This window comes from Pseudovibrio sp. W74 (genome assembly GCF_001623085.1).
Lineage (GTDB): Bacteria > Pseudomonadota > Alphaproteobacteria > Rhizobiales > Stappiaceae > Pseudovibrio.
In genome coordinates this window covers 386,206-406,684 of record NZ_LMCJ01000021.1, presented here as the reverse complement: position 1 = coordinate 406,684, position 20,479 = coordinate 386,206, and the positions used below count along the sequence as shown (strand labels likewise).

The following is a 20,479-nucleotide window of genomic DNA, read 5'->3' as shown; positions in this document are numbered from 1 at the left end:
GATAATGATTGGAATTGAAATGAATATATTCAAACAACTACTTGGCGTCAGCGGTGTGCTCGCAGCGTCTCTTCCTGCTCTAATTTCCGGCGTGCCAGCGGCACAGGCGGAAGACATTCAACAGCTGCGCATTGCGGTGAAAAAAGACCGCTACAGCGTAGACCCGAAGAAGTTCAACTTCACCACCCGCCGACCAGCCGGACAGATCGTTGAAACGGCTGTTAAACCAGACGAAAACTTCATTCCGCAAGGCGTGTTGTTTGAGACTTGGGACTACAAAGACGGCATTTACAGCATCAAGCTGCGCGAAGGCATCAAGTTCCACGACGGCCAGACATTTGACGCCAAAGCCGCGATCGACGCGCTGAAACTCTACGATCAGGGTCGCTCTGACTTCCTGCAGATTGATCAGGAAAGCTTTGATCAGACCGGGCCTTACACCTTCACGTTCAAGTCCGAGATCAACTCCTCTCTTGTCATTGAAAACATGACCCACCGTGGGGCATCGCTGTTTTCCATCAACGGTGAACGTGCGGAAAACCCAATTGGAACAGGCCCTTACCTGCTGGACAGCTACAAGCCAAAACAGTCCATCAGCATGAAACGCAATGCGAATTACTGGGGGGATGCGCCGAAGGTTGAGAACATCACCTACCACTTCATCGCGGATGATCAGGTGCGTTTGCTGGCACTGCAGAACAAGGAGGTCGACATCGTTGCTGAAGTCACCCCACAGATGCTGCTAAGCTTGCCAAAAGACGGCTCTGTGGTGGTGCACGAATCCCGCCCGATCCGTTACGTGGCTCTGCTGACCAACCTGCACGGCAAAGCACCGTATGACACGCTGAAGGACAAACGCGTGCGCGAGGCGCTGGCTTATGCCATCAACCGCGAGCAGCTGGCGCAAGTTCTGTTCAACGGCAAAGGTGTTGTTGCAAAAGGCATTTTGCCAGACTGGATGTTTGGCCTTGGCGACAAGCACGTGGACGGCTTTGACTACAACACCCAGAAGGCAGAAGCCCTGCTGGATGAAGCTGGCTGGACCAAAGGCAGCGACGGCATGCGCAGCAAAGACGGCAAGCCGCTGAAGCTTCGCCTTGTAGCCGCTTACCCGAACGTTTCCAGCGTACGCCCAATGCCAGAGCTGCTGGAGCAGATGTTCCGCAGCATCGGCATCGACATTGAGCTGGTTCAGGTTGATGATTCAGGCGTTTATGACGACACCTATCTGGCAACAGGCGAAGCGGATTTGTACATGGAGTTTGCCTCCAATAACAACGCAGACCCAACCTACCTGCTGTACAACCTGTTCCACTCCAAAACCCCGTGGGGCTATCAGTACACCGCACCGGGTGGCAAGCTGGACACCATCCTCGACAATGCCCGTCAGGCGCAAAGCCGCGAAGAAGTCATTGAACTTGTTCGTGAAGCGCACCGCGAAATCGTGCAGACCAAACTGGCTGCTATTCCAATCCTGATGGTGCCAAACTTCAACCTGTCCCGTCCGGGTCTGAACATCCCAATGTTCGAGCACGCTGACTGGATCGATTACGGTCAGGTTACCCAAACCAAATAAGAGATGCGCAGCACAGGTCATTGCAACACCATGATCTGTGCTGCCTTTTCACGAAAGATCAGCACATGAAGCAGTTTGTTTTCAAGCGCACGCTTTCGGGAATTCCAACTCTGTTTGGCATGACCCTGATTGGTTTTTTAATCATCGGCCTCACCCCCGGCGATCCTATTGAGATGGAATTGCGCCGCCTGGGCGTGTCGTTCACCGCTGAGCAGGTGGAGGCATTGCGGGTGGAGTATGGCTTGGATAAGCCACTGATCCAGCGCTACTTTATCTGGCTGCTGGACCTGTTCCGGCTGGATCTGGGCACCTCCATCGCATCGGGCCGTCCTGTGTTGGAGCTGTTTAAAGAGCACTTGCCGATTACGGCGACGCTGTCCGTTCTGGCCTTTGTCAGCTCGCTGGCCCTGTCGCTGGTGCTTGGCACCATAACCGCTGTATCACAGCGCACATCGGTCTCTACCAGCCTCTATGTGCTGACCATGTTTCTGGTCTCCGTGCCCTCCTTCTGGCTGGCGTTGTTTCTGCTGGCGGTGTTCGCGTTGGGTTTAGGGTGGTTCAAACTGCTGCAATTCGGCAATGCGCAGGATCTGATCCTGCCCGTGATCACGTTGACCCTCGGCAACGCGGCGGTGATGAGCCGCCTTGTGAGGGAACGGATTATCGCTGTGATGAGCGAAGATTACATCCGTCTGGCCATCACTAAAGGTCTGTCACGCCGCGCTATATTGGGCCGTCACGTGCTGAAGTCCATTCTGCCGCCACTCATCACCAACTGGGCTATCTCTTTCGGTTCCCTGCTGGGTGGGTCTGTGATTATCGAGAATATCTTCAACCTGCCCGGTCTGGGGCAACTGGCCCTGCAAGCCATTGCGGAGCGGGACTTTGCGATCCTCCAAGCGTATCTGCTGTTTATGGGGCTGGTGTTCTTTCTGGCAAACTTTGCGGCGGACCTGACGAACCATTGGCTCATGCCTCACCTCAAGGAGGATGACCATGGCATACGTTGATAGTGCAAAATCTATCCCTCTCTCGCGGGCAACACAGCTCCTCAGAGGCAGAACCACATTTTTGCTGGGAGGGCTCTTCCTGTGCTTCTTCATCACTCTGGCACTCGGCGGCGAAGCCTTCGCCCCCAACCCGCCCAACCAGATCGACCTGCTGCACCGTCTCAGCGCTCCTAGTTTGACTTACCCGCTCGGAACCGACCATCTGGGCCGGTGTATCCTCTCCCGCCTGATGGCAGGAACCGCACTTTCCCTTGGCACGGCGCTGACAACAGCCGGACTTATCCTCGCCATCGCGCTGCCCGTGGGCCTGCTCTCAGCCCTCTGCAAAGGCTGGGTTGATGCGGTTTTGATGCGGATTGCGGATATCTTCCTCGCGTTTCCCATGCTGGTGTTCGCCCTTGCCATCATCGGTTATCTGGGCGCCTCCCTCACCTCCGCCGTCATCGGCGTCGCCCTAGCCTGGTGGCCAAGCCTCGCCCGTTTGGTCCGCACATTAACGCTGGAAGCCGCTTCCAAAGAGTACGTTTTGGCCTCCCGCCAATGCGGACAAAAGCCGCTCAGCATCATCGGGCGGCACATCCTTCCGCAAATTTTACCCCCGCTGCTGGTGGTTCTTTCCCTTGAAATGGCAGGGCTTTTGCTGGTGTTATCCTCCCTCAGCTTCCTCGGTCTCGGTGCTCAGCCACCTGCTGCGGAATGGGGAGCTATGCTCAACGAGGCACGGCCTTTCTTCGCAGAGCGCCCAAGCGTGGTGCTGGCACCCGGCATCGTTATCATCCTCGCCGTTCTCAGCTTCAACCTGGTAGGTGAAGGCATCCGCTTTCAGCTGGACAAGAGGAAACCCTACAGATGGTAGAAATCCCCCTTCTTCAGGTGCATAACCTCACCATTTCCAACAGTGCGCAGAACAACGAGCCACTGGTTGAAGGCGTCAGTTTTGATCTCACGGTCAACCAGAGGCTGGGTCTGATCGGCAGATCCGGCTGTGGTAAGTCATTGACCTGCCACGCGATTACAGGCGCGTTGCGTGCTCCTCTGGAAGCTTCAAGAGGGTCCATCCGGTTTCAAGGCAACGACCTTCTGGCAATGCCTTTTGCTGAAAAGCAGCGGATCCGAGGCACCGGCATCTTCTGTATCTTCCAAAGCCCCGGCAGCGCCTTGCACCCCAGCCTGACCATTGAAACACAGCTGCTTGAAACAGCTGGAAACGTCTCACTGCACGGTCAAACTGCACACCATGCTCTCCTTCAGGCGCTCGAAGCGGTTTCACTGCCACAGCACTGCCTGAAGCAGTATCCCAACGCTTTGAGCGGCGGTATGAAGCAGCGGGTGATGATGGCTATGGCGTTGATTTTAAAGCCAACTATTCTGATAGCTGATGAGCCGACCACTGGCCTTGATGTCATCACCGAGCATGAAACGCTAGAAGCTCTCAACGTGGTACAGCAGGAAACCGGCTCCGCTCTGCTCTTCGTCAGCCACGACCTTCGCATTGTCCGCCAAACCTGCACCTCTGTGCTGGTGATGGACGCTGGCCAACTCGTTGATGCCTGCGATCTGAACCAACCAATCGCCCCGGATTGCCACCGTGCGACCGCAGAAATTACAGGCGCTATGGAAAGACTTCAGCTATGACCATGCAAGCAAGACACCTCTCCATCGCCTACGGCTCCAATCAGGTGCTTTCACAAGTCAGCCTAACCCTGCATCCCTCCCGCACAACCGGCCTTGTAGGCCGCTCCGGCTGCGGAAAATCAACGCTTGCCAAGGCCATGACAGGCATCATCCCCGCACCGCAAGAAACGCTGTTTCACAACAACCAGATCTTCTTCCCCGACCTCAGCAAAACCGGAGATATCATCCACTACATGTGGCAGGACCCACTGGCAGCTTTGAGCCCCTTCTTGAGTGCGCTGGACCTAATCTGCGAGCCGCTGAAAGCCATCCATAAGCTGCCCAAAGCTGAACGCCAGCAACAGGCACGAGACCTGTTAGATATGGTTGGGCTAGAAGACATTTGCGCAGTCAAACGACCACATCAGCTTTCCGGCGGCCAGTGCCAACGTGTTGCACTGGCACGCACTTTGGCGGTTAAACCGCGGTTTCTTGTGTTGGATGAGCCGCTCTCCGCGCTGGATCTGGTGACGCAGGAGCAGATAACCTCCCTGCTGCGCAAGGTGCGGGCAGAGATGAACATGGGCCTCCTGATCATCTCACACGACCTGCAAACGCTGGCAAAACTGGCCGATGACATCGCGGTGATGGATGGCGGCAGGATCGTAGAACACAAGGAAACACATGAGTTTTTCGCAGCCCCTGAGCATCAGCTCTCTCGCCGTTTTGTCGAGATCTCGAAGTACTCAGCCCCTGCTGCTGCCCTTAACTGAACTTCGCTATCATGCCCGCCTAACCCCATTTAGGCGGGCATTGTTGTTTGTGGAGCACTTCTTTTAGGCTTCACGCCTTCTCAGGCTTCCAGTCTGGCTGGGTTTCGAAGATCGCCGCTGTTTCTGGCAGGGCATCCCAATGCGGTTTGTCGCGGTCAAAGATGACGACCTCAATTTCCAGATCATCCGCGTTGTCCATGGAACCGAGCGGCAACGTCATGTGGTCAGGTGCGTTGGTGTTGCGGCCATAGATCGGACTTCCGCAGCCTGGGCAGAAGGCTTTGGTGACCTTTGAGCCGTTGGCGGAGGTGTAAAGATATTCCCCCAGCTCGCCGGAGATATTCACCTGATCAGCCCGGAACATGGCACCAACCGTATGGCCGGTCCCACTCACCCGGCGACATTCCTCACAATGACATTGAGCTGTAACCACCGGGTCACCCTCAATTTTGTAGGACACCGCCCCGCACATACAACGCCCGGATCGCTTGTTCACTCTCGTTACTCCACCAGTTCGCCAACCACCTCACACGCCATACCGGCGATGAGAGGGACAGCTTTTCGCATCATTTCTGCGGCTTGCGGGTTGGAGGCGTTGCCTGCTTCAGCACGTGCTACAACCCCTTGAAGAATAGCGGCTAATCGGAACATGGAGAACGCGAGATAGAACTCCCAGTTCTCAATCTCGCTGAGCCCGCGACGCATACAGTACTGACGGACGTACTCCTCTTCAAGCGGAATACCGAGCGCCACACGATCCAGCCCTGCCAAACCGCGCAAACCTTTGAAAGACGGCAAACGCCACTGCATGCACTGATAGGCAAGGTCCGCCAGCGGATGGCCAAGCGTGGAAAGCTCCCAGTCCAGCACAGCCACAATCCGTGGCTCTGTGGGATGGAAGATCAGGTTGTCGAGTCGGTAATCCCCGTGCACCAGCGAAGTCGAACCATCATCCTCCACCATGTTCGCTTCCAGCCACTCCATCAGCCGGTTCATGGCTGGAATCGTGACGGTTTCTGAGGCCTTGTACTGTTTGATCCAGCGTCCGGTCTGCCGCTCAAAGTAATTGCCGGGCTTGCCATAGTCCATCAAGCCAACGGCATTGGGAGAAACATCGTGCAGCGCGGCCAACACGCGGTTCATCTCCGCAAAGATCGCCATACGCTCTTCATTAGAGCACTCTGGCAGCGCAGGATCCCAGAAAATTCGCCCTTCAACATACTCCATCACAAAGAACATTGTGCCGATTGGAGAGTCGTCCTCAGACAGATGATAGGTCTTGGGCACAGGCACATCACTGCCCGCCAGAGCCGTCATCACCTGATACTCGCGATCCACCATATGGGCGGATTTCAGCAAGGTTCCCGGAGGTTTAGCTCGCATGACATAGGTCTTATCAGAGGTCACCAGCTTGTAGGTTGGGTTGGATTGGCCGCCCGGAAATTTCTCAATCTCCAGAAGCTCACCAAACTCCGGTATGTGCTGCTTCAGATAAGCCTGTAGCGCTGGTTTCTCTAATGTATGCAAGGCGTTCGTCATGGGCTCCCCTCCTCCATGAAACATCCGGTTGCCTGACGGTTCCCCCGTCCCGTGAACAGTCAGGCTCCTTATCGGCATTTAGGCTCAGGCGTTGGCCATTGCCTTTACCAGCTTGGCAACACCTTCCATGGCGCTGTTCACCGGCTCCGCATCCGTGCGGTCAGCAATCCGGCCCCAATTGGCAGAAATTGCCTCTGGTGTACGGTTGCCCTCAGCCAGATGAATGCCTTGTGTTTCAACCATTTCGGCTAGTGTGTAAGTGCCGGCAGCGGCCACAAGCACCTTACGGGTTGGCGCAGCCTCAGAGCACAGGAACACCACTGCAGGCGTGATGTTCTCTGGCGCAAGCATCTTCAGCGTGCCAGCATCCATAATAGTTTCTGTCATGCGTGTGCCGGCAGAAGGTGCGATGCAGTTGATGTGAATGTTGCTTTTTGCCCCTTCAAGGCCAAGCGTATTCATCATGCCCCAAAGGCCCGCTTTCGCAGCGCCGTAGTTCGCCTGCCCAAAGTTGCCATAGATGCCGGATGGAGATGTAGTCATGATGATGCGGCCATAGCCCTGCTCTTTCATCACGTTCCAGACGGCCTTGGTGCAGAGCGCTGCGCCATTGAGGTGCACGTCTACCACTTTGTTCCAGTTGGACATTTCCATCTTGGCAAAGGATTTATCGCGCAAAATGCCAGCGTTGTTGATGAGAATATCAACGCGCCCGAATGCTGCAACAGTGTCCGCCACCATAGCGTTGACAGCAGTCTCATCCGTCACATCCGCAGCATTGGCGATTGCTTTACCGCCTGCTGCTTTGATCTCCTCAACAACCGTTTCAGCAGCGGTTGCGGACGAACCGGAGCCATCAACAGAACCGCCCAGATCATTCACCACCACCGCAGCGCCGCGCGCAGCAAGGTCCAGCGCGTAAAGACGGCCAAGCCCACCGCCTGCGCCCGTAACAATCGCTACCTGACCAGCAAAATTTATCGTGTCCTGCGTCATGCAGCTACCTCCTCAAAAAACGTCATTGTCAGCCATTGTGCGACCAACGCAGGGCTTTCGACACCCTCAATCTCAATTGAAAGACCAAACTCCTGAAGGATCTGACCATCTCCCTTGCGGGTCAGATTATCCAGAGTGAAACGTCCCCGAATGCGCTTACCACTGGCAACGGGATGTAAAAAGCGGATTTTATTGAAACCATAGTTGATGCCCATGGTCCTCCCCTTCACATCCGGCAAGGTTTCTATGGCGAATTTGCTGGCGAGCGAGAGCGTGAGAAACCCATGGGCGATGGTACCGCCAAACGGAGTTTCAGCCGCGGCGCGCTCAGGATCCATATGGATAAACTGCTCATCAAAGGTCAGTTTGCCAAAGGTGGAGATCATATACTGATCCACCTCCACCCAGTCAGACAAGCCGATCTGCTGGCCAACCCGGGCCTCAAGTTCTTCTATGGTCAGTTCCATAAGCCCCTCACTGTCCAAATAAATTGGTGCCTGTGGCGATATGAATGCCACCATCCAGCGGGATCACTTCCCCCGTGACATAGGACCCGCCTTTGCCACAAAGGAAGAGCGTCGCGCCCGCGATGTCATCAGGGTGCCCGATCCGGCCAAGTGGCACGCCTTTCCCGACATGCGCTGCTTTTTCGTCCGTGCCCGTTGCAAACGCTGTCATGTTGGATTGGAACGGTCCCGGCGCGAAACCATTGAATGTAATGTGTTCTTTCGCCAGTTCTTTGGCCAGAATGCGCGTTAGCTGGTGCACTGCGGCCTTTGAGGCTGAGTAAGAGTAAGCGCCATCCCCAATCGGCGTGGAGCCCATGACCGAGCCCAGATTGATAACGCGGGCCGGATCTTCCGGTCGTCCACTGGCTTTCAACTCCGGCAATAAGGTCTGCGTCAGATGGAACAGGCCTGCCACGTTGACATCCATCACCTTCTTCCATGCAAAATACGGGAAGGTGCCCAATGGCTCACCCCAGGTGATGCCAGCATTGTTGACCAGAATATCGAGCTTTGGACTGCGCTCACGCACAGTTTCAGCAAGAGCCAACACGCCCTCTTCAGAGCCAACATCTCCCTGAAACGCTTCAACAGATCCGGCAGCCGCCGGATTGTTGGCTTTCAGGTTCGCATTGATCTCCTGTGCTGTCTTCTCAACCACATCCAGCTTGCGCGAGCAGATGAAGACGCGGGCGCCACCTTCTGCCAGTGCAGTGGCAACCATGCGGCCAATGCCGGTTCCACCACCTGTTACCAGCGCTGTTTTGCCAGCGACACCAAACAGTTCATCAAGATATCCCATGAAGACACCCTACCTCCCATAGTGTTCTTCGATCTGCCACCGCATCTCACGCGACTTGATTCAGGCGTTTCTTCATTCAGATACCACCGCCCACGTTTTGGGGAGGCCACCTTAAACCAATGGTCAAGCGTGCTCATCTTCGCGCGCAGTTGACAACATACTCAGTAGTATGTTTCCGTATATCAACAGTTGTAAAGCAAAATTTTTAGCTCGTTTCTTTTGTCTCTCCGGCCTGGGATTTTGATTTTGTGTGGGAGCTCATGATCACCTATCCCTCTGATAATAAGTGGAATTTCCCCACGGGTCTGTAAAGACAAAAGAGCTCAGATGTCTTGGGAGGGTCAATCATGAGCGACACTTTATTAGCCGAACGTCCAGCTATGGACCTTGGAGTAAGCCAGCGTGTAGCGCCACTCATGGAACAAGTGCGCAGCATGGTTCGCGATGAAATCATGCCCCTCGAGGATGAATTTCATGATGAAATTCCAGTGGGAGACCGCTGGCAACATACTCCGCGGCAAACAGAAATTCTGGAAAGTCTCAAGGCCAGCGCACGCGCCAAAGGCCTTTGGAATTTCTGGCTGACAGACTCCAAGCGCGGCTACGGCCTCAGCACCGTTGAATACGCCTATCTGGCTGAAGAGATGGGCAAATCTCCGCTCGCACCAGAAGTATTCAACTGCAACGCCCCTGACACCGGCAACATGGAGGTGTTTGAGCGCTATGGCTCCGAGGCGATGAAAGAAACCTGGCTGAAGCGCATGCTGGAAGGCAAGATTCGCTCAGCCTACCTGATGACTGAGCCAGACCACGGCTCATCCGACGCCACCAACATCCGCATGTCCTGCGTGCGAGATGGAGACCATTACGTGCTGAACGGCGAGAAGTGGTGGTCTTCTGGCGCTGGCGACCCGCGCTGTGCGGTCTACATCACCATGGTTCACACCCCGACAGACGGCACCAAGCATCAGCAGCATTCCATGATCGTGGTAGACGCCAACACACCGGGCATCACCAAGCTGCGCCCGATGCAGGTGTTTGGCCATGACCACGCCCCTCACGGACACTTGCACTTGCGGTTTGAGGATGTACGTGTCCCTGTCGAGAATCTGCTTCTGGAAGAAGGGCGCGGTTTTGAAGTGGCACAAGGCCGCCTTGGACCGGGTCGTATCCACCATTGCATGCGAGCAATTGGACAAGCGGAACAAGCGCTTGAGCTGATGTGTAAGCGCTCCATCAACCGCGAAGCCTTTGGTAAGCAGCTTTACAAACTGGGCGCCAACTTCGACATCATCGCAGAATGCCGCATGGAGATTGAGCAGGCCCGCCTCCTCTGCCTGAAAGCTGCATGGATGATGGACAATGCCTCCGCCCGCGAAGCAGCATTCTGGATCAGCCAGATCAAGGTGGTCGCCCCGCGCATGGCGCTCAAGGTGACGGATGAAGCCATGCAGATGTTTGGCGGTCAGGGCATCTCTCAGGATACCCCACTGGCAACCAACTGGATGAACCTGCGCACCTTGCGCTTTGCGGATGGCCCGGATGCCGTGCACCGCAACTTCATTGGCCGCTCTGAGCTGCGCAAACACACTCAGGAAAAGATCTGATAAGGCAGGAGAGCCACCGCTCTCCTTATCCTTTGCATCTGCACTCCAAAACAGGGAGAACGCAATGACATCACTTGATGACTTCCGCATGGAAACAAGGGCTTGGTTGGAAGAGAACTGCCCGCAAGACATGCGCAAGACAGTCACCACAGAGAGCGACATCTGCTGGGGTGGCCGCAACTGGACCTTTAAGTCCGAAGCACAACAGCAATGGCTGGAGCGCATGGCCGAGCGTGGCTGGACCGTGCCAAGCTGGCCGAAAGAGTACGGCGGCGGCGGCCTGAACGGTGACGAAGTCAAGATCCTCAAAGAGGAGATGACGCGTATTAACGCCATGTCTCCACTGGAAAGCTTTGGCATCTGGATGCTCGGTCCCGCTCTGCTGAAATACGGCTCTCACGAGCAAAAGCTGCAGCACCTGCCCCAGATTGCCCGCGGTGAAATTCGCTGGTGTCAGGGCTACTCAGAGCCCGGATCCGGCTCCGATCTGGCATCAGTCCAAACCAAAGGCGTGGATATGGGCGACCACTTCCTCGTCTCCGGCCAGAAGATCTGGACCTCCTATGCGGATCAAGCTGACTGGATCTTTGCTCTGGTGCGCACCGAACCGGATGCGAAGAAACACAAAGGCATCTCGTTCCTGCTGTTTGATATGACCAGTAAGGGCGTTTCCACCAAACCAATCCGCCTGATTTCCGGCAGTTCTCCGTTCTGCGAAACCTTCTTCGATGAAGTGAAAGTGCCTATGGAGAATGTGGTTGATGAGCGCGGCAACGGCTGGACAATCGCCAAATACCTGCTGACCCATGAACGCGAAATGGTCAGCAATCTGGATGCGATTTTTGGCGGTTCCGCAGGCCTTTATGAAACTGCAATTGACTCAATCGGGCTGGATGAGACAGGCCGATTGGATGACCCGCTCCTTCGTGCTGATATCGGGGAGTTCCTGATTGATGAAATGGCACTGACCGCACATCTTGCAGTTGCGAAAGACTTCCATCGTGCTGGCAACCAGCTGGGCGCTCGTTCTGCAGAGCTGAAGTATCTCGGCACCGAACTGAACAAACGCCGCCAGAGCCTCGTTGTACAGGCTGGAGGGCTGGAAGCCTTGTCTGGGCCGGAAGAGAACAACGGCATCGGCAACCAGTCTGCCTCGTGGCTGCGTTCCAAGGGCAACAGCATTGAAGGCGGCACCTCGGAGATCATGCTTTCCATCATTTCAAAGGCAGTGCTGCGCCTGCCATCACTGGGTTAAGGAGAGAAAATATGGAACTTTTCAGCTCTGAAGAAACCCTTCTGAAGGACTCAGCCTCTGGTTTTATGGCAGAAAATGCCTCGGTTCAGGCACTGCGTGATCTGCGCGACCAGAAAGAGGCGCTTGGCTTCAATCAGGAGCTTCACAAAACACTGGCCGACATGGGCTGGTTTGGTATGTTGCTGCCGGAAGACGCTGGCGGATATGACTTTGGCCACCGCGCTGCGGGGCTTGTGGCTGAGGAAATGGGTCGCAACCTGACGGCCTCTCCGTTCCTCTCCACCGCTGTTTTGAGCGCAATTGCACTACGTCAGTCTGGTGGTGAGCATCTAAGCGAGTGGGGACCAAAGATCGCTACTGGCGACGCAGTCATCGCGCTGGCCATAGATGAGGGAGCAAAGCACAACCCATCCCGCATCAAAGCCACGGCAGAACCGGACGGCAACGGCTTCATTCTCAACGCCAGAAAACGCGCGGTGTTTGATGGCTACAACGCCGACCGGCTGATTGTTGTTGCAAAAACCGGCGAAGACATTGGGCTTTTTCTGGTAGATCCAAGCACGGCTGAAGTTGAGGTAGAGCGCAACGCTATGCTGGACAGCCGCAATGCCGCAAACATTCAGATCACCAACTTGCATCTGGATGGCAAGGATTTGCTGTGTCCGCTTGATAAGGGCGCGACCGTTCTGGACGCCACGCTCCGCTCAGGTCGTTCGATTGCAGCTTCAGAACAACTTGGAGTTGCAAGGGAAGTTGCAGAGCGCACAACGGCATACCTGAATGAAAGAAAGCAATTTGGTGTACCAATCGGCATATTTCAGGCACTTCAGCACAGAATGGCCGACCTTTACTGCCAGATTGAACAAACAGCTTCACTCATCTCCTCCGCGTTACGTGCGATAGATACAACTTCAGATAAGGCAGAGGCACTTTCGAGAGCAGCCAAAGCGAAGGTTGCTAAGGTTTCTCGCGTGGCAACAGAAGAAGCAGTGCAGATGCATGGTGGAATCGGTATGACAGACGAAGTTGATGTCGGATTGTTCATGAAACACGACCGCGTGTTAACAGAGATGCTCGGTGACAGCGCTCACCATATAGACTTTCTGCTAAAAAGACGGGGTCTTTAACTGTATAATCCGTAATTCTACTTGTGATTATTTCTAAAGTAACTTCATAATTGAAGCCATCTGGTCCACCCCTTTGGATCAGCGAGAGCCAGTCCGCAACAGCATTGCCCGGTGTTGCAGACTGGCTCTTTCCTTTTTTGGCTAACCAAAACCATCTCAGATCTTCATACCCGGCATGTTGAGGGAGGATGTGTTTCCGCCATCAACGGCAAGGGCCTGTCCGGTAATAAAGCTGGCGTCGCGGCTGGCAAGAAATGCGATTGTTGCTGCAACTTCAGCAGGATCCCCGTGACGACGCAGCTCTGCCCTTGAGCCGAGTCTGTCTTCTTTGCCCATATTGCGGGCATGATCAAACACAGGTTTTGTCATTCCGGTTTCAATAAGCCCCGGACAAACTGCATTCACACGCACGCCGTGCTCGCCAAAATCACAGGCAGATGTCTTCGTAAAATTGATGAGCGCAGCTTTGGAAGCACTGTAGGCATTCCCGCCAGCACCGGCTCTGATTCCAGCAACGGATGCAGTATTCACAATAGAACCGCGGCCTGAAGCCTTGAGTTGCTCGCGGGTGTACTTGGTAAATAGCATTGCGCCGAGTACATTCACCTCATAAACCTTGAGCCAGTCGCTAAAGTCCTCATGGCTGCCGCCCCAGGAACCTTCGCAGATGACCCCGGCATTGTTGCAAAGAACGCTTATGCCGCCAAAGGTGTTCTCAACCGCATCCACACAGCTCTCAACCGCTTCTTCATTCGCAACATCGACGACATAGACCCGTGCACGGCAACCTTCTGGCAACAGCCCTGCGGTTTCATCAAGGCCGTCCTCATTCAAGTCCACCAGAGCAATCGCGGCGCCTTCTTCTGCCAGACGGATTGCGGTTGCGCGACCGATGCCGCTGCCTGCCCCTGTGATCAGGGCTGCCTGACCTGCAAATCTGGGTTGCATCTTCATTCCCTCCCGGTTTCCAGAACAACCTTGCCTATCACACGTCGCTCCATGAGGTCTCGAAGCGCCTGAGGGGCCTCCTCCAGAGAATAGCTCTTACTAACAGTTGGGTTGATTTTGCCTTCCTGGAACCATTTAAACAGCTCTGAGAAGTTCTTCTGGTCCTTATCCGGCTCCCTCATGCGGAACGCACCCCAGAACACGCCCATAACCGCACAGCCTTTCAGCAGAGGCAGGTTGGTGGGAATCGTCGGGATATCGCCTGCCGCAAAGCCTACAACCAATGCGCGACCATTCCAGGCTGTGGAGCGCAACGCTTGCTCAAAGAGCTCCCCACCGACAGGGTCATACACAACATCAACGCCGGTTTTGGCGGTGATCTCCTTGAGACGCTCTCTCAGGTCCTGCGTGGAGTAGTTGATCAGCTCATCCGCACCTGCTTTTCGCGCAGCTTCCAGTTTTTCAGCAGAGCTGGCCGCAGCAATCACCTTGGCACCCATGACCTTGCCTAGTTCAACAGCCGTGAGCCCAACACCACCGCCAGCGCCCAATACCAGCAGTGTTTCTCCCGGTTGCAATTGTGCACGCTGCTTCAAGGCATGCATGGACGTGCCATAGGTCATCGTAAAGCCAGCGGCAACATGAGCAGACATAGCTTCAGGCCGCTTCATGACAGCAGACGCATCAACCACAACTTCTTCGGCATAGCCACCTTGTTGCAGCAGAAGGGCCATCACGGGATCACCCGGTGCAAACTGGGTTACGCCCTCTCCTACGGCCTCAATTCTGCCCGCAACTTCACCGCCTGGAACAAACGGCATTGGCGGCTTGATCTGATACTTACCCGCAATCACCAGCGTATCTGGAAAGTTGACGCCTGCAGCTTCCACCGCAATCCGCACTTGCCCTTTCCTCGGTTCCTTGCGTTCAACATCTTCCACACGCAGAGCTTCTGGTGGTCCGTATTCTGAGCAGACAACAGCACGCATGATTTCCCTCCCAAATCAAAACATACCCATGAGTATGTTACGGAAACACAGTCAGCGCAACCACGACGCTAGGCGCAAGTCCCCTCCCCTCTCGCAAACCTGAAAAATTTGAGCAAGCCGCTTCGCAATCAGGAAACCACGGTTCATGGAAGCTCTCCTCGTTCTCATCATCCGTTTACATGCAACAGCGAAGATATTGCCATGATGAGTGCTCAATCCATGGAAAGACCGGATGGCTGAACAGGATAAGCCCAGCTTAGCTGATGAATTCAAACGCCTGGAAAGCTCACCGGAAGGACTGACGGGGTCAACCGCATCCAACCGGCTGAAGCAATATGGCCCCAATGCGCTGGAAGAAAAGAAGACCAGCAAACTGGCTCAGCTGCTTTTGACATTCTGGGGGCCTATCCCGTGGCTCATCGAAATTGCGGCGATCCTGTCAGCCATCATCGAGCACTGGGCCGACTTCACGATCATCCTGTTTATGCTGATCCTCAACTCTGGCATCGAGTTTGTTCAAAGCAGCAAAGCAGCTGACGCGCTGGCGGCGCTGAAATCATCCATGGCGCTCAAAGCCCGTGTGAAACGAGACGGGAAGTGGGCTGATATTCCTGCTGAGGAAATCGTTCCCGGTGACATCATCAATCTGGAAAACGGAGACATCATTCCGGCTGACTGCATTTTGGAACGCGGACCGTACCTTGCCGTCGATCAAGCAGCTTTGACGGGCGAGTCGCTCCCCGTCGATAAGCAGATCGGTGATGTCGCGTATTCAGGCTCAATCATTAAACAGGGCACCATGCAGGCACTTGTAACTGCGACGGGCGGCAACACATTCTTTGGCAACACGGCAAAGCTGGTTCAGTCCGCGGGCAACATTTCTCATTTCCAGAAAAGCGTTCTGGGTATTGGCAAGTTTCTCATTCTAGGCACAGCCTTGCTTGCTGCGCTCATCATCGTCAAACAGCTTTATCTGCAGCAGAGCATTCTGGGCATCATTGAACTGGTGCTTGTGCTGGTGATCGCCTCAATCCCGGTTGCGATGCCCGCAGTTCTATCTGTCACCATGGCTCTGGGTGCACTCACACTTTCCAGAAAGAAAGCCATCGTTTCGCACCTTCAGGCGATTGAAGAGCTGGCTGGGGTGAATGTGCTGTGCTCGGACAAAACCGGAACGCTCACCAAAAACGAACTCACGCTTGGCGAGCCAGTTCTGTTTGACGCAAAAAGCGAAAAAGAGCTCGTCGTCATGGCGGCCCTCGCATCCAGCACAATAGAAAAAGACGTCATTGATCATCTGATTGTCAGTAAGGCTGAGCGAGGTGTACTGGAGCTTTACAAGCAAAACACATTCACGCCGTTTGATCCCGTGAGCAAGCGAACGGAGGCGGGCGTCTCTGGTCCAAGCGGAGCGTTCAAGGTCATCAAAGGTGCACCGCAAGTGGTCATTGATCATTGCGCAAATGCACCGGAGGAGAAGGCCGCGGCCAGCAAAGCCGTGCACGAGTTTGCAGTCAAAGGCCTGCGCGCGCTTGGCATTGCCAAGACCAACGAGAACCACGAGTTACGCCTGCTTGGGATCCTCTCTCTTTTTGATCCGCCCCGTGATGATTCCAAAGCGGTGATTGAAGAAACACAGAATGCTGGCATCGCGGTAAAGATGGTGACAGGCGACGATGTTGCAATTGGCCGAGAGATCGCCGGACAGCTCGGACTTGGCACCTCTCTTGAAAGCGCCAGTCAAGTGTTTTCAGAAACCAAGGATATGGACAACCTACCAGCCAACATCCGCGAGGAGATCGTCAACGCAGATGGCTTCGCCCGTGTCTTTCCCGAGCACAAATACGGCATCGTCAAAGCGCTTCAACAGTCCGGAGACTACGTCGCCATGACAGGTGACGGCGTGAATGATGCCCCGGCATTGAAGCAGGCAGATGTGGGTATTGCCGTTTCAGGTGCAACAGACGCCGCCCGATCTGCTGCTGATCTGATCCTGACGTTGCCCGGTCTGTCCGTCATCACGGATGCAGTGATAGAGGCTCGAAAAATCTTCGCGCGGATGATCAGTTACGTTGACTACCGCGTGGCTATGACAATCAACCTGATGGTGTTCGTCTCAGCCAGTGTGTTGCTGTTGGAAGAGGTGCCCCTGACCGCCATCATGATTGTGATGCTCGCATTGCTGGACGACATCCCAATCATCACCATCGCCTACGACAACACAGAGGCCGCACCAGCCCCAATGGAATGGCAGCTTGGAAACATGCTGCGCACAGCAACGGTGCTTGGGCTCATTTCAGTTGTCGAGAACTTCGCCCTGATGATGGCCGCCCGGCATTGGCTGGAAGTACCTGCTGCGGAGTTGCAGAGCGTCATGTTCCTGCAGCTGGTTGTCGCCGGGCATTTGCTCTTGTTTGTCTGCCGGCATGATCACTGGTTCTGGCAGGCGCCACGCCCTTCGGCTAAATTGCTGATGGCAATTATCACCCCGCAGTTACTCGCAGTTGTCATCTGTCGATCCGGTTTCCTTGTTCCCGCTATCAGCTGGGACTTGATCGGCATCGTCTGGGCTCAAGCTATCCTCTGGATGTTCGTGCTGAATGTTGCCAGAAAGCTCTGCCGCTAAAAGAAGTGCAACACGCTCTTTTACTCGCCACGCAGACAGACTAGATATAGAGCATTGTCCGCAATTGGAGTTGGCGCGTTGCCGAGCTTACCCCTTCCCTTTTTTACTGCCCTGTTTTTGTGTTTCATCCTGTTACGCCTCATGGTCGGGTATGGACGAAAAATACCGTCGCTGCTCGTGGCGACTATCAGCCTTTATGCAATTCAATCTGTCCTACTCGGTATCAAATGGGGGATGGGTGGGCTCCCCCTCTGGTCGCTCATAGGACTGGCGTTGTTATTGCCGCCCGCGACCTGGCTCTCATTCCTTCAACTCACTGATCGCCTTTCGAAGAAGGCTGTCGGCTGGACGATTGGCGCGACAGCTGCAACTCTTAGCTCTCTCACTCTGGCTCCCGGCTTCAACGCCCCGGTGCTGATTGATCTTACAAGTGTCGTTGTCTATCTCGGTTACGGACTGTTGTTCTTCCGGTCTGCAACGACCAGGCAGTGGGAATGGGCCAGTCATCTGCCCATCGATCAAATGCTCCCGGCACGCCAGACACAGCTGATCGCAGGCGCTATTTTCTCAACCTCCGCACTTGTTGATCTCGTCGTAGCGGCGGACTTTGCCGTGAACAAAGGGACCAATGCAGCAACCATCGTTGGCACTGCAAACCTCTTCATGCTGCTTGCACTGGTCACAATCGCTGTTCTGTTTACTCGCAAACCTGCGGCTACACCGCAGTTGCCAGAACCTGAAACAACGACCGCATCAGCCTCTGAAGAACAGATTGTGCTGGTCGAAGCTCTCGATCAACTCATGCAGAACGAGCATCTGTACCGGGATGAAAACCTCTCCCTCGATAGGTTGGCTCGCAAACTCCGTGTCCCGGCTCGCCAGATTTCGACAGCTGTCAACACAGTGCGTGAGATCAACCTGCCGCAATACACCAATGGGTTCCGAGTGGCTGAAGCCTGTCTGCTGTTAGAGACAACAGACAAGCCCATAACCACGATCATTTACGATGTTGGCTTTACAACGAAGTCCAACTTCAATCGCGAGTTCCAACGTGTCACAGGCAAGAGCCCGAGTGTATGGCGGAAGGAGAGCCGTATCGCGCAGAGTGTGGAGACGGCCTAAAAGATCTCTAGCAGAATGCTCGTGGCGTGCTTCCACCCCTTCGCCAAATTGATGCTGGACACGAGCTTCTCAACATTGATGCGGATGTTTTCCTTTGGAACATCTGCATCAAATTTCAGATAGACCGCAGCCATCTCTCCAACCAAATCGAAGCGCGAAACACTCCCGTCGAAATAGATGACAGACTTCTCTGAGGTGATAGCGAAGTCCTTAAACTGCCCCACAAAGTCGCCCGCTAATCTGTCCATATGTACGCTGATGTTCATCGAATTCGGCAGCCTGAGCGTCGCTGCGGGGTCGCACCACCCAAGCCTCCAGGACCCACGTCTTTCAAACTTAATGGTCATAAGACCATCTTCATTTTTGGATGTTGTAGCGGTTAGAGAGCAGCCTCTTGCATCGCTTGTATCAAGCTTGATGTCGCTTGAACTGCTATTACCTCCGACGATGCGCAGACCCAGATTGCTTCCTGAGATCTCGATTGAATGCACCCCTTCAGGGCTGAGAGTCTCAGAGGTTTCCATGCCTGATGAGAATGTCGCGTAAGCCGCAATCGCTATTACGCCAATCGCGATGAGGGCTTTGATGCCGTGCTTTGTTGCCATTTGATAACTCCATGGTTTGTCTGTTGGACCATGGGAGTTTGGCGGATTGCCTGCGACCTAGAACGCGATTTAGGACCAGAATAGCCTTCCTGAAACACGATGGAGGACTTAGTTACCCTCTATGAGCAGCGCCTTTACCGCCGCCCGCACGTCTGGCGGAAACGGGCACGCATGGCGAGCTTCCCTATCCAGATGCGCGCATACCAGTTCAGTGGTCGCAATCAATTTTTGCGTTTCAGTATTATGCATTTCATGGAGGATATAGAGCGTCTTTTCATGAATGTCCGTCACCCCGGATCGACACACAAGCAAGTCTCCCGCCAGCGCTTCAGCATGGTATTTCGTGGTTTGCTGAACGGCAGCCATACCCCTGTTGTACTCTCGAAAATAGGTGGCGCTTAGCCCGGCTCGTGAGAACAGATGCCAGTTGGCCTCATCGAATTTCTCGGTGTACCACTGAACATTCATGTGTCCCATATGGTCCAACTGATAGGGGTAAACTACACCGCGATAGGTCTCTATCAACGCTCTATCCTCACCGCCCGATGGGCCTAATTTATTCTCTGGCCCACTCCCAGGCCTTGTCGAGATTTGCCATATCGAAGTGCTTTTCACCTATGCCAAGCATGGCTGCAAACGGACTATCAATCGCGACGAGCCACTCCCAAATCTTCCGATCAGAGACGATTGCGATGCGATGAAAGCTCTTGATGTGGGTCATCGCCCACTTCAAATCTTCGTAGCCAGCCTCAATGCCCCACTTCGCTTGATCGTTCAAAATCACCAGCACACTGACATTCGCATGTTTGTCGAGGACGTTCTCAACCTGCGAAATAAGCTCCATTTCTTCGTTAAGATCGACCTTTCCATCCACCTCAAAACCGAGGATGTTCTCCGAACTTTCTGGGAGTTTTTTGATCATTCTGGCACCTCTTTTCCTGTCTGCATGCTACCTGAACCACGCCTTCCATCCTGTTTCATTCCAAGGATAGTTTCGACGTAAATTCGAAATCTCTTGCCAATTCGAAAAGTTGACAGCTGTCCACTTTTATAAAAGTGTAACCGTTATCCGCAGGTGAAGCGGTTGAGACAGTTGATTACAAATGTAATTTGAAAGCTGTGCCGGTACTCCCCATTCTAGTGATGTCTAATAAATATCCCAAGGAGATCACCATGTTTCATCAAACAGGAATGCACGGATTTCACTTTTTCCCATTCCCAATCACTCTAATTCTCTTGCTCATCATCGGCTTTTTAATCGCCCGGTCCTACGGCTATTTCGGAGGTTCAAACAGCGCTCGCAAGGTTGAACCTGAAGAGCCAAAGTCCCAAACCTCAGAAGCTCTGGACATACTCAGCAGACGTTTTGCGACTGGTGAAATCG

21 protein-coding genes are annotated in these 20,479 nt (G+C 54.4%); 11 read left to right on the top strand and 10 right to left on the bottom strand.

Features of this window, described 5'->3' with window-relative positions:
* The first annotated feature begins 19 nt into the window (after positions 1-19).
* The 5 genes from PsW74_RS16365 (at position 20) to PsW74_RS16345 (ending at position 4,973) form a co-directional block, all read left to right on the top strand.
* Positions 20-1,576, top strand: a complete 1,557-nt coding sequence (locus PsW74_RS16365) for an ABC transporter substrate-binding protein (RefSeq protein WP_063287984.1) — start codon at positions 20-22, stop codon at positions 1,574-1,576.
* A 65-nt stretch (positions 1,577-1,641) separates the two neighbouring features.
* Positions 1,642-2,586 (top strand): ABC transporter permease, encoded by a 945-nt coding sequence (locus PsW74_RS16360; protein WP_063287851.1) that lies wholly within the window; start codon positions 1,642-1,644, stop codon positions 2,584-2,586.
* Entirely contained in the window at positions 2,573-3,442 is an 870-nt protein-coding gene (locus tag PsW74_RS16355; protein WP_063287850.1) for an ABC transporter permease subunit, read from the top strand. Before PsW74_RS16360 ends, PsW74_RS16355 begins: the two co-directional genes overlap by 14 nt.
* On the top strand, positions 3,436-4,221 hold the full coding sequence (locus PsW74_RS16350) for an ABC transporter ATP-binding protein (protein ID WP_063287849.1): 786 nt from the start codon (positions 3,436-3,438) through the stop codon (positions 4,219-4,221). The genes PsW74_RS16355 and PsW74_RS16350 overlap by 7 nt, the downstream gene beginning before the upstream one ends.
* Positions 4,218-4,973, top strand: a complete 756-nt coding sequence (locus PsW74_RS16345; RefSeq protein ID WP_063287848.1) for a dipeptide/oligopeptide/nickel ABC transporter ATP-binding protein — start codon at positions 4,218-4,220, stop codon at positions 4,971-4,973. The genes PsW74_RS16350 and PsW74_RS16345 overlap by 4 nt, the downstream gene beginning before the upstream one ends.
* 70 nt (positions 4,974-5,043) lie before the next feature.
* Here PsW74_RS16345 and PsW74_RS16340 read toward each other — a convergent pair whose 3' ends face one another.
* The 5 genes from PsW74_RS16340 to PsW74_RS16320 all read right to left on the bottom strand — a co-directional run bounded on the left by PsW74_RS16340 (position 5,044) and on the right by PsW74_RS16320 (position 8,816).
* Entirely contained in the window at positions 5,044-5,469 is a 426-nt protein-coding gene (locus tag PsW74_RS16340; RefSeq protein ID WP_208986525.1) for a GFA family protein, read from the bottom strand.
* 5 nt (positions 5,470-5,474) lie between these two features.
* Complete coding sequence (locus tag PsW74_RS16335) at positions 5,475-6,512, bottom strand: phosphotransferase (RefSeq protein WP_063287847.1); 1,038 nt, start codon at positions 6,510-6,512, stop codon at positions 5,475-5,477.
* A gap of 84 nt (positions 6,513-6,596) precedes the next feature.
* Positions 6,597-7,508 carry an SDR family NAD(P)-dependent oxidoreductase gene (locus PsW74_RS16330; protein WP_063287846.1) on the bottom strand — a complete coding sequence of 304 codons (912 nt, stop codon included), beginning with the start codon at positions 7,506-7,508 and terminating at the stop codon, positions 6,597-6,599.
* Complete coding sequence (locus tag PsW74_RS16325; protein ID WP_057462147.1) at positions 7,505-7,975, bottom strand: MaoC family dehydratase; 471 nt, start codon at positions 7,973-7,975, stop codon at positions 7,505-7,507. Before PsW74_RS16325 ends, PsW74_RS16330 begins: the two co-directional genes overlap by 4 nt.
* Before the next feature lie 7 nt (positions 7,976-7,982).
* Complete coding sequence (locus PsW74_RS16320; RefSeq protein ID WP_063287845.1) at positions 7,983-8,816, bottom strand: SDR family oxidoreductase; 834 nt, start codon at positions 8,814-8,816, stop codon at positions 7,983-7,985.
* A gap of 347 nt (positions 8,817-9,163) precedes the next feature.
* Here PsW74_RS16320 and PsW74_RS16315 point away from each other — a divergent pair, with 347 nt between their 5' ends.
* The 3 genes from PsW74_RS16315 to PsW74_RS16305 all read left to right on the top strand — a co-directional run bounded on the left by PsW74_RS16315 (position 9,164) and on the right by PsW74_RS16305 (position 12,805).
* Positions 9,164-10,423 (top strand): acyl-CoA dehydrogenase family protein, encoded by a 1,260-nt coding sequence (locus PsW74_RS16315; protein ID WP_244271740.1) that lies wholly within the window; start codon positions 9,164-9,166, stop codon positions 10,421-10,423.
* Positions 10,424-10,487: 64 nt separating this feature from the next.
* Entirely contained in the window at positions 10,488-11,678 is a 1,191-nt protein-coding gene (locus tag PsW74_RS16310; protein ID WP_063287844.1) for an acyl-CoA dehydrogenase family protein, read from the top strand.
* A gap of 11 nt (positions 11,679-11,689) precedes the next feature.
* Positions 11,690-12,805, top strand: a complete 1,116-nt coding sequence (locus PsW74_RS16305; RefSeq protein WP_063287843.1) for an acyl-CoA dehydrogenase family protein — start codon at positions 11,690-11,692, stop codon at positions 12,803-12,805.
* A gap of 156 nt (positions 12,806-12,961) precedes the next feature.
* On the opposite strand, the gene PsW74_RS16300 is transcribed toward PsW74_RS16305, so the two are convergent.
* Both PsW74_RS16300 and PsW74_RS16295 read right to left on the bottom strand, forming a co-directional pair.
* Positions 12,962-13,753, bottom strand: coding sequence for an SDR family oxidoreductase (locus tag PsW74_RS16300; protein ID WP_063287842.1), 792 nt, complete (start codon positions 13,751-13,753; stop codon positions 12,962-12,964).
* 2 nt (positions 13,754-13,755) lie between these two features.
* Entirely contained in the window at positions 13,756-14,742 is a 987-nt protein-coding gene (locus PsW74_RS16295) for an NADPH:quinone oxidoreductase family protein (RefSeq protein ID WP_063287841.1), read from the bottom strand.
* Positions 14,743-14,974: 232 nt separating this feature from the next.
* On the opposite strand from PsW74_RS16295, the gene PsW74_RS16290 reads away from it, so the two are divergent.
* Both PsW74_RS16290 and PsW74_RS16285 read left to right on the top strand, forming a co-directional pair.
* Complete coding sequence (locus PsW74_RS16290) at positions 14,975-17,368, top strand: plasma-membrane proton-efflux P-type ATPase (protein WP_063287840.1); 2,394 nt, start codon at positions 14,975-14,977, stop codon at positions 17,366-17,368.
* Between the two features lie 78 nt (positions 17,369-17,446).
* Entirely contained in the window at positions 17,447-18,490 is a 1,044-nt protein-coding gene (locus tag PsW74_RS16285; RefSeq protein WP_063287981.1) for an AraC family transcriptional regulator, read from the top strand.
* On the opposite strand, the gene PsW74_RS16280 is transcribed toward PsW74_RS16285, so the two are convergent.
* From PsW74_RS16280 to PsW74_RS16270, 3 genes are all read right to left on the bottom strand, one after another.
* Positions 18,487-19,095 (bottom strand): hypothetical protein, encoded by a 609-nt coding sequence (locus PsW74_RS16280; protein ID WP_063287839.1) that lies wholly within the window; start codon positions 19,093-19,095, stop codon positions 18,487-18,489. The two genes, PsW74_RS16285 and PsW74_RS16280, sit on opposite strands and share 4 nt — an antisense overlap.
* 108 nt (positions 19,096-19,203) lie before the next feature.
* A complete protein-coding gene (locus PsW74_RS16275; protein ID WP_063287838.1) occupies positions 19,204-19,620 on the bottom strand; it encodes a thioesterase family protein in 417 nt (138 codons plus the stop codon).
* Positions 19,621-19,651: 31 nt separating this feature from the next.
* Positions 19,652-20,017, bottom strand: a complete 366-nt coding sequence (locus PsW74_RS16270; RefSeq protein WP_063287837.1) for an STAS/SEC14 domain-containing protein — start codon at positions 20,015-20,017, stop codon at positions 19,652-19,654.
* A 251-nt stretch (positions 20,018-20,268) separates the two neighbouring features.
* Here PsW74_RS16270 and PsW74_RS28885 point away from each other — a divergent pair.
* Positions 20,269-20,479, top strand: a 211-nt coding sequence (locus PsW74_RS28885) for a hypothetical protein (RefSeq protein ID WP_193777960.1), incomplete at its 3' end; no start/stop codon positions are given.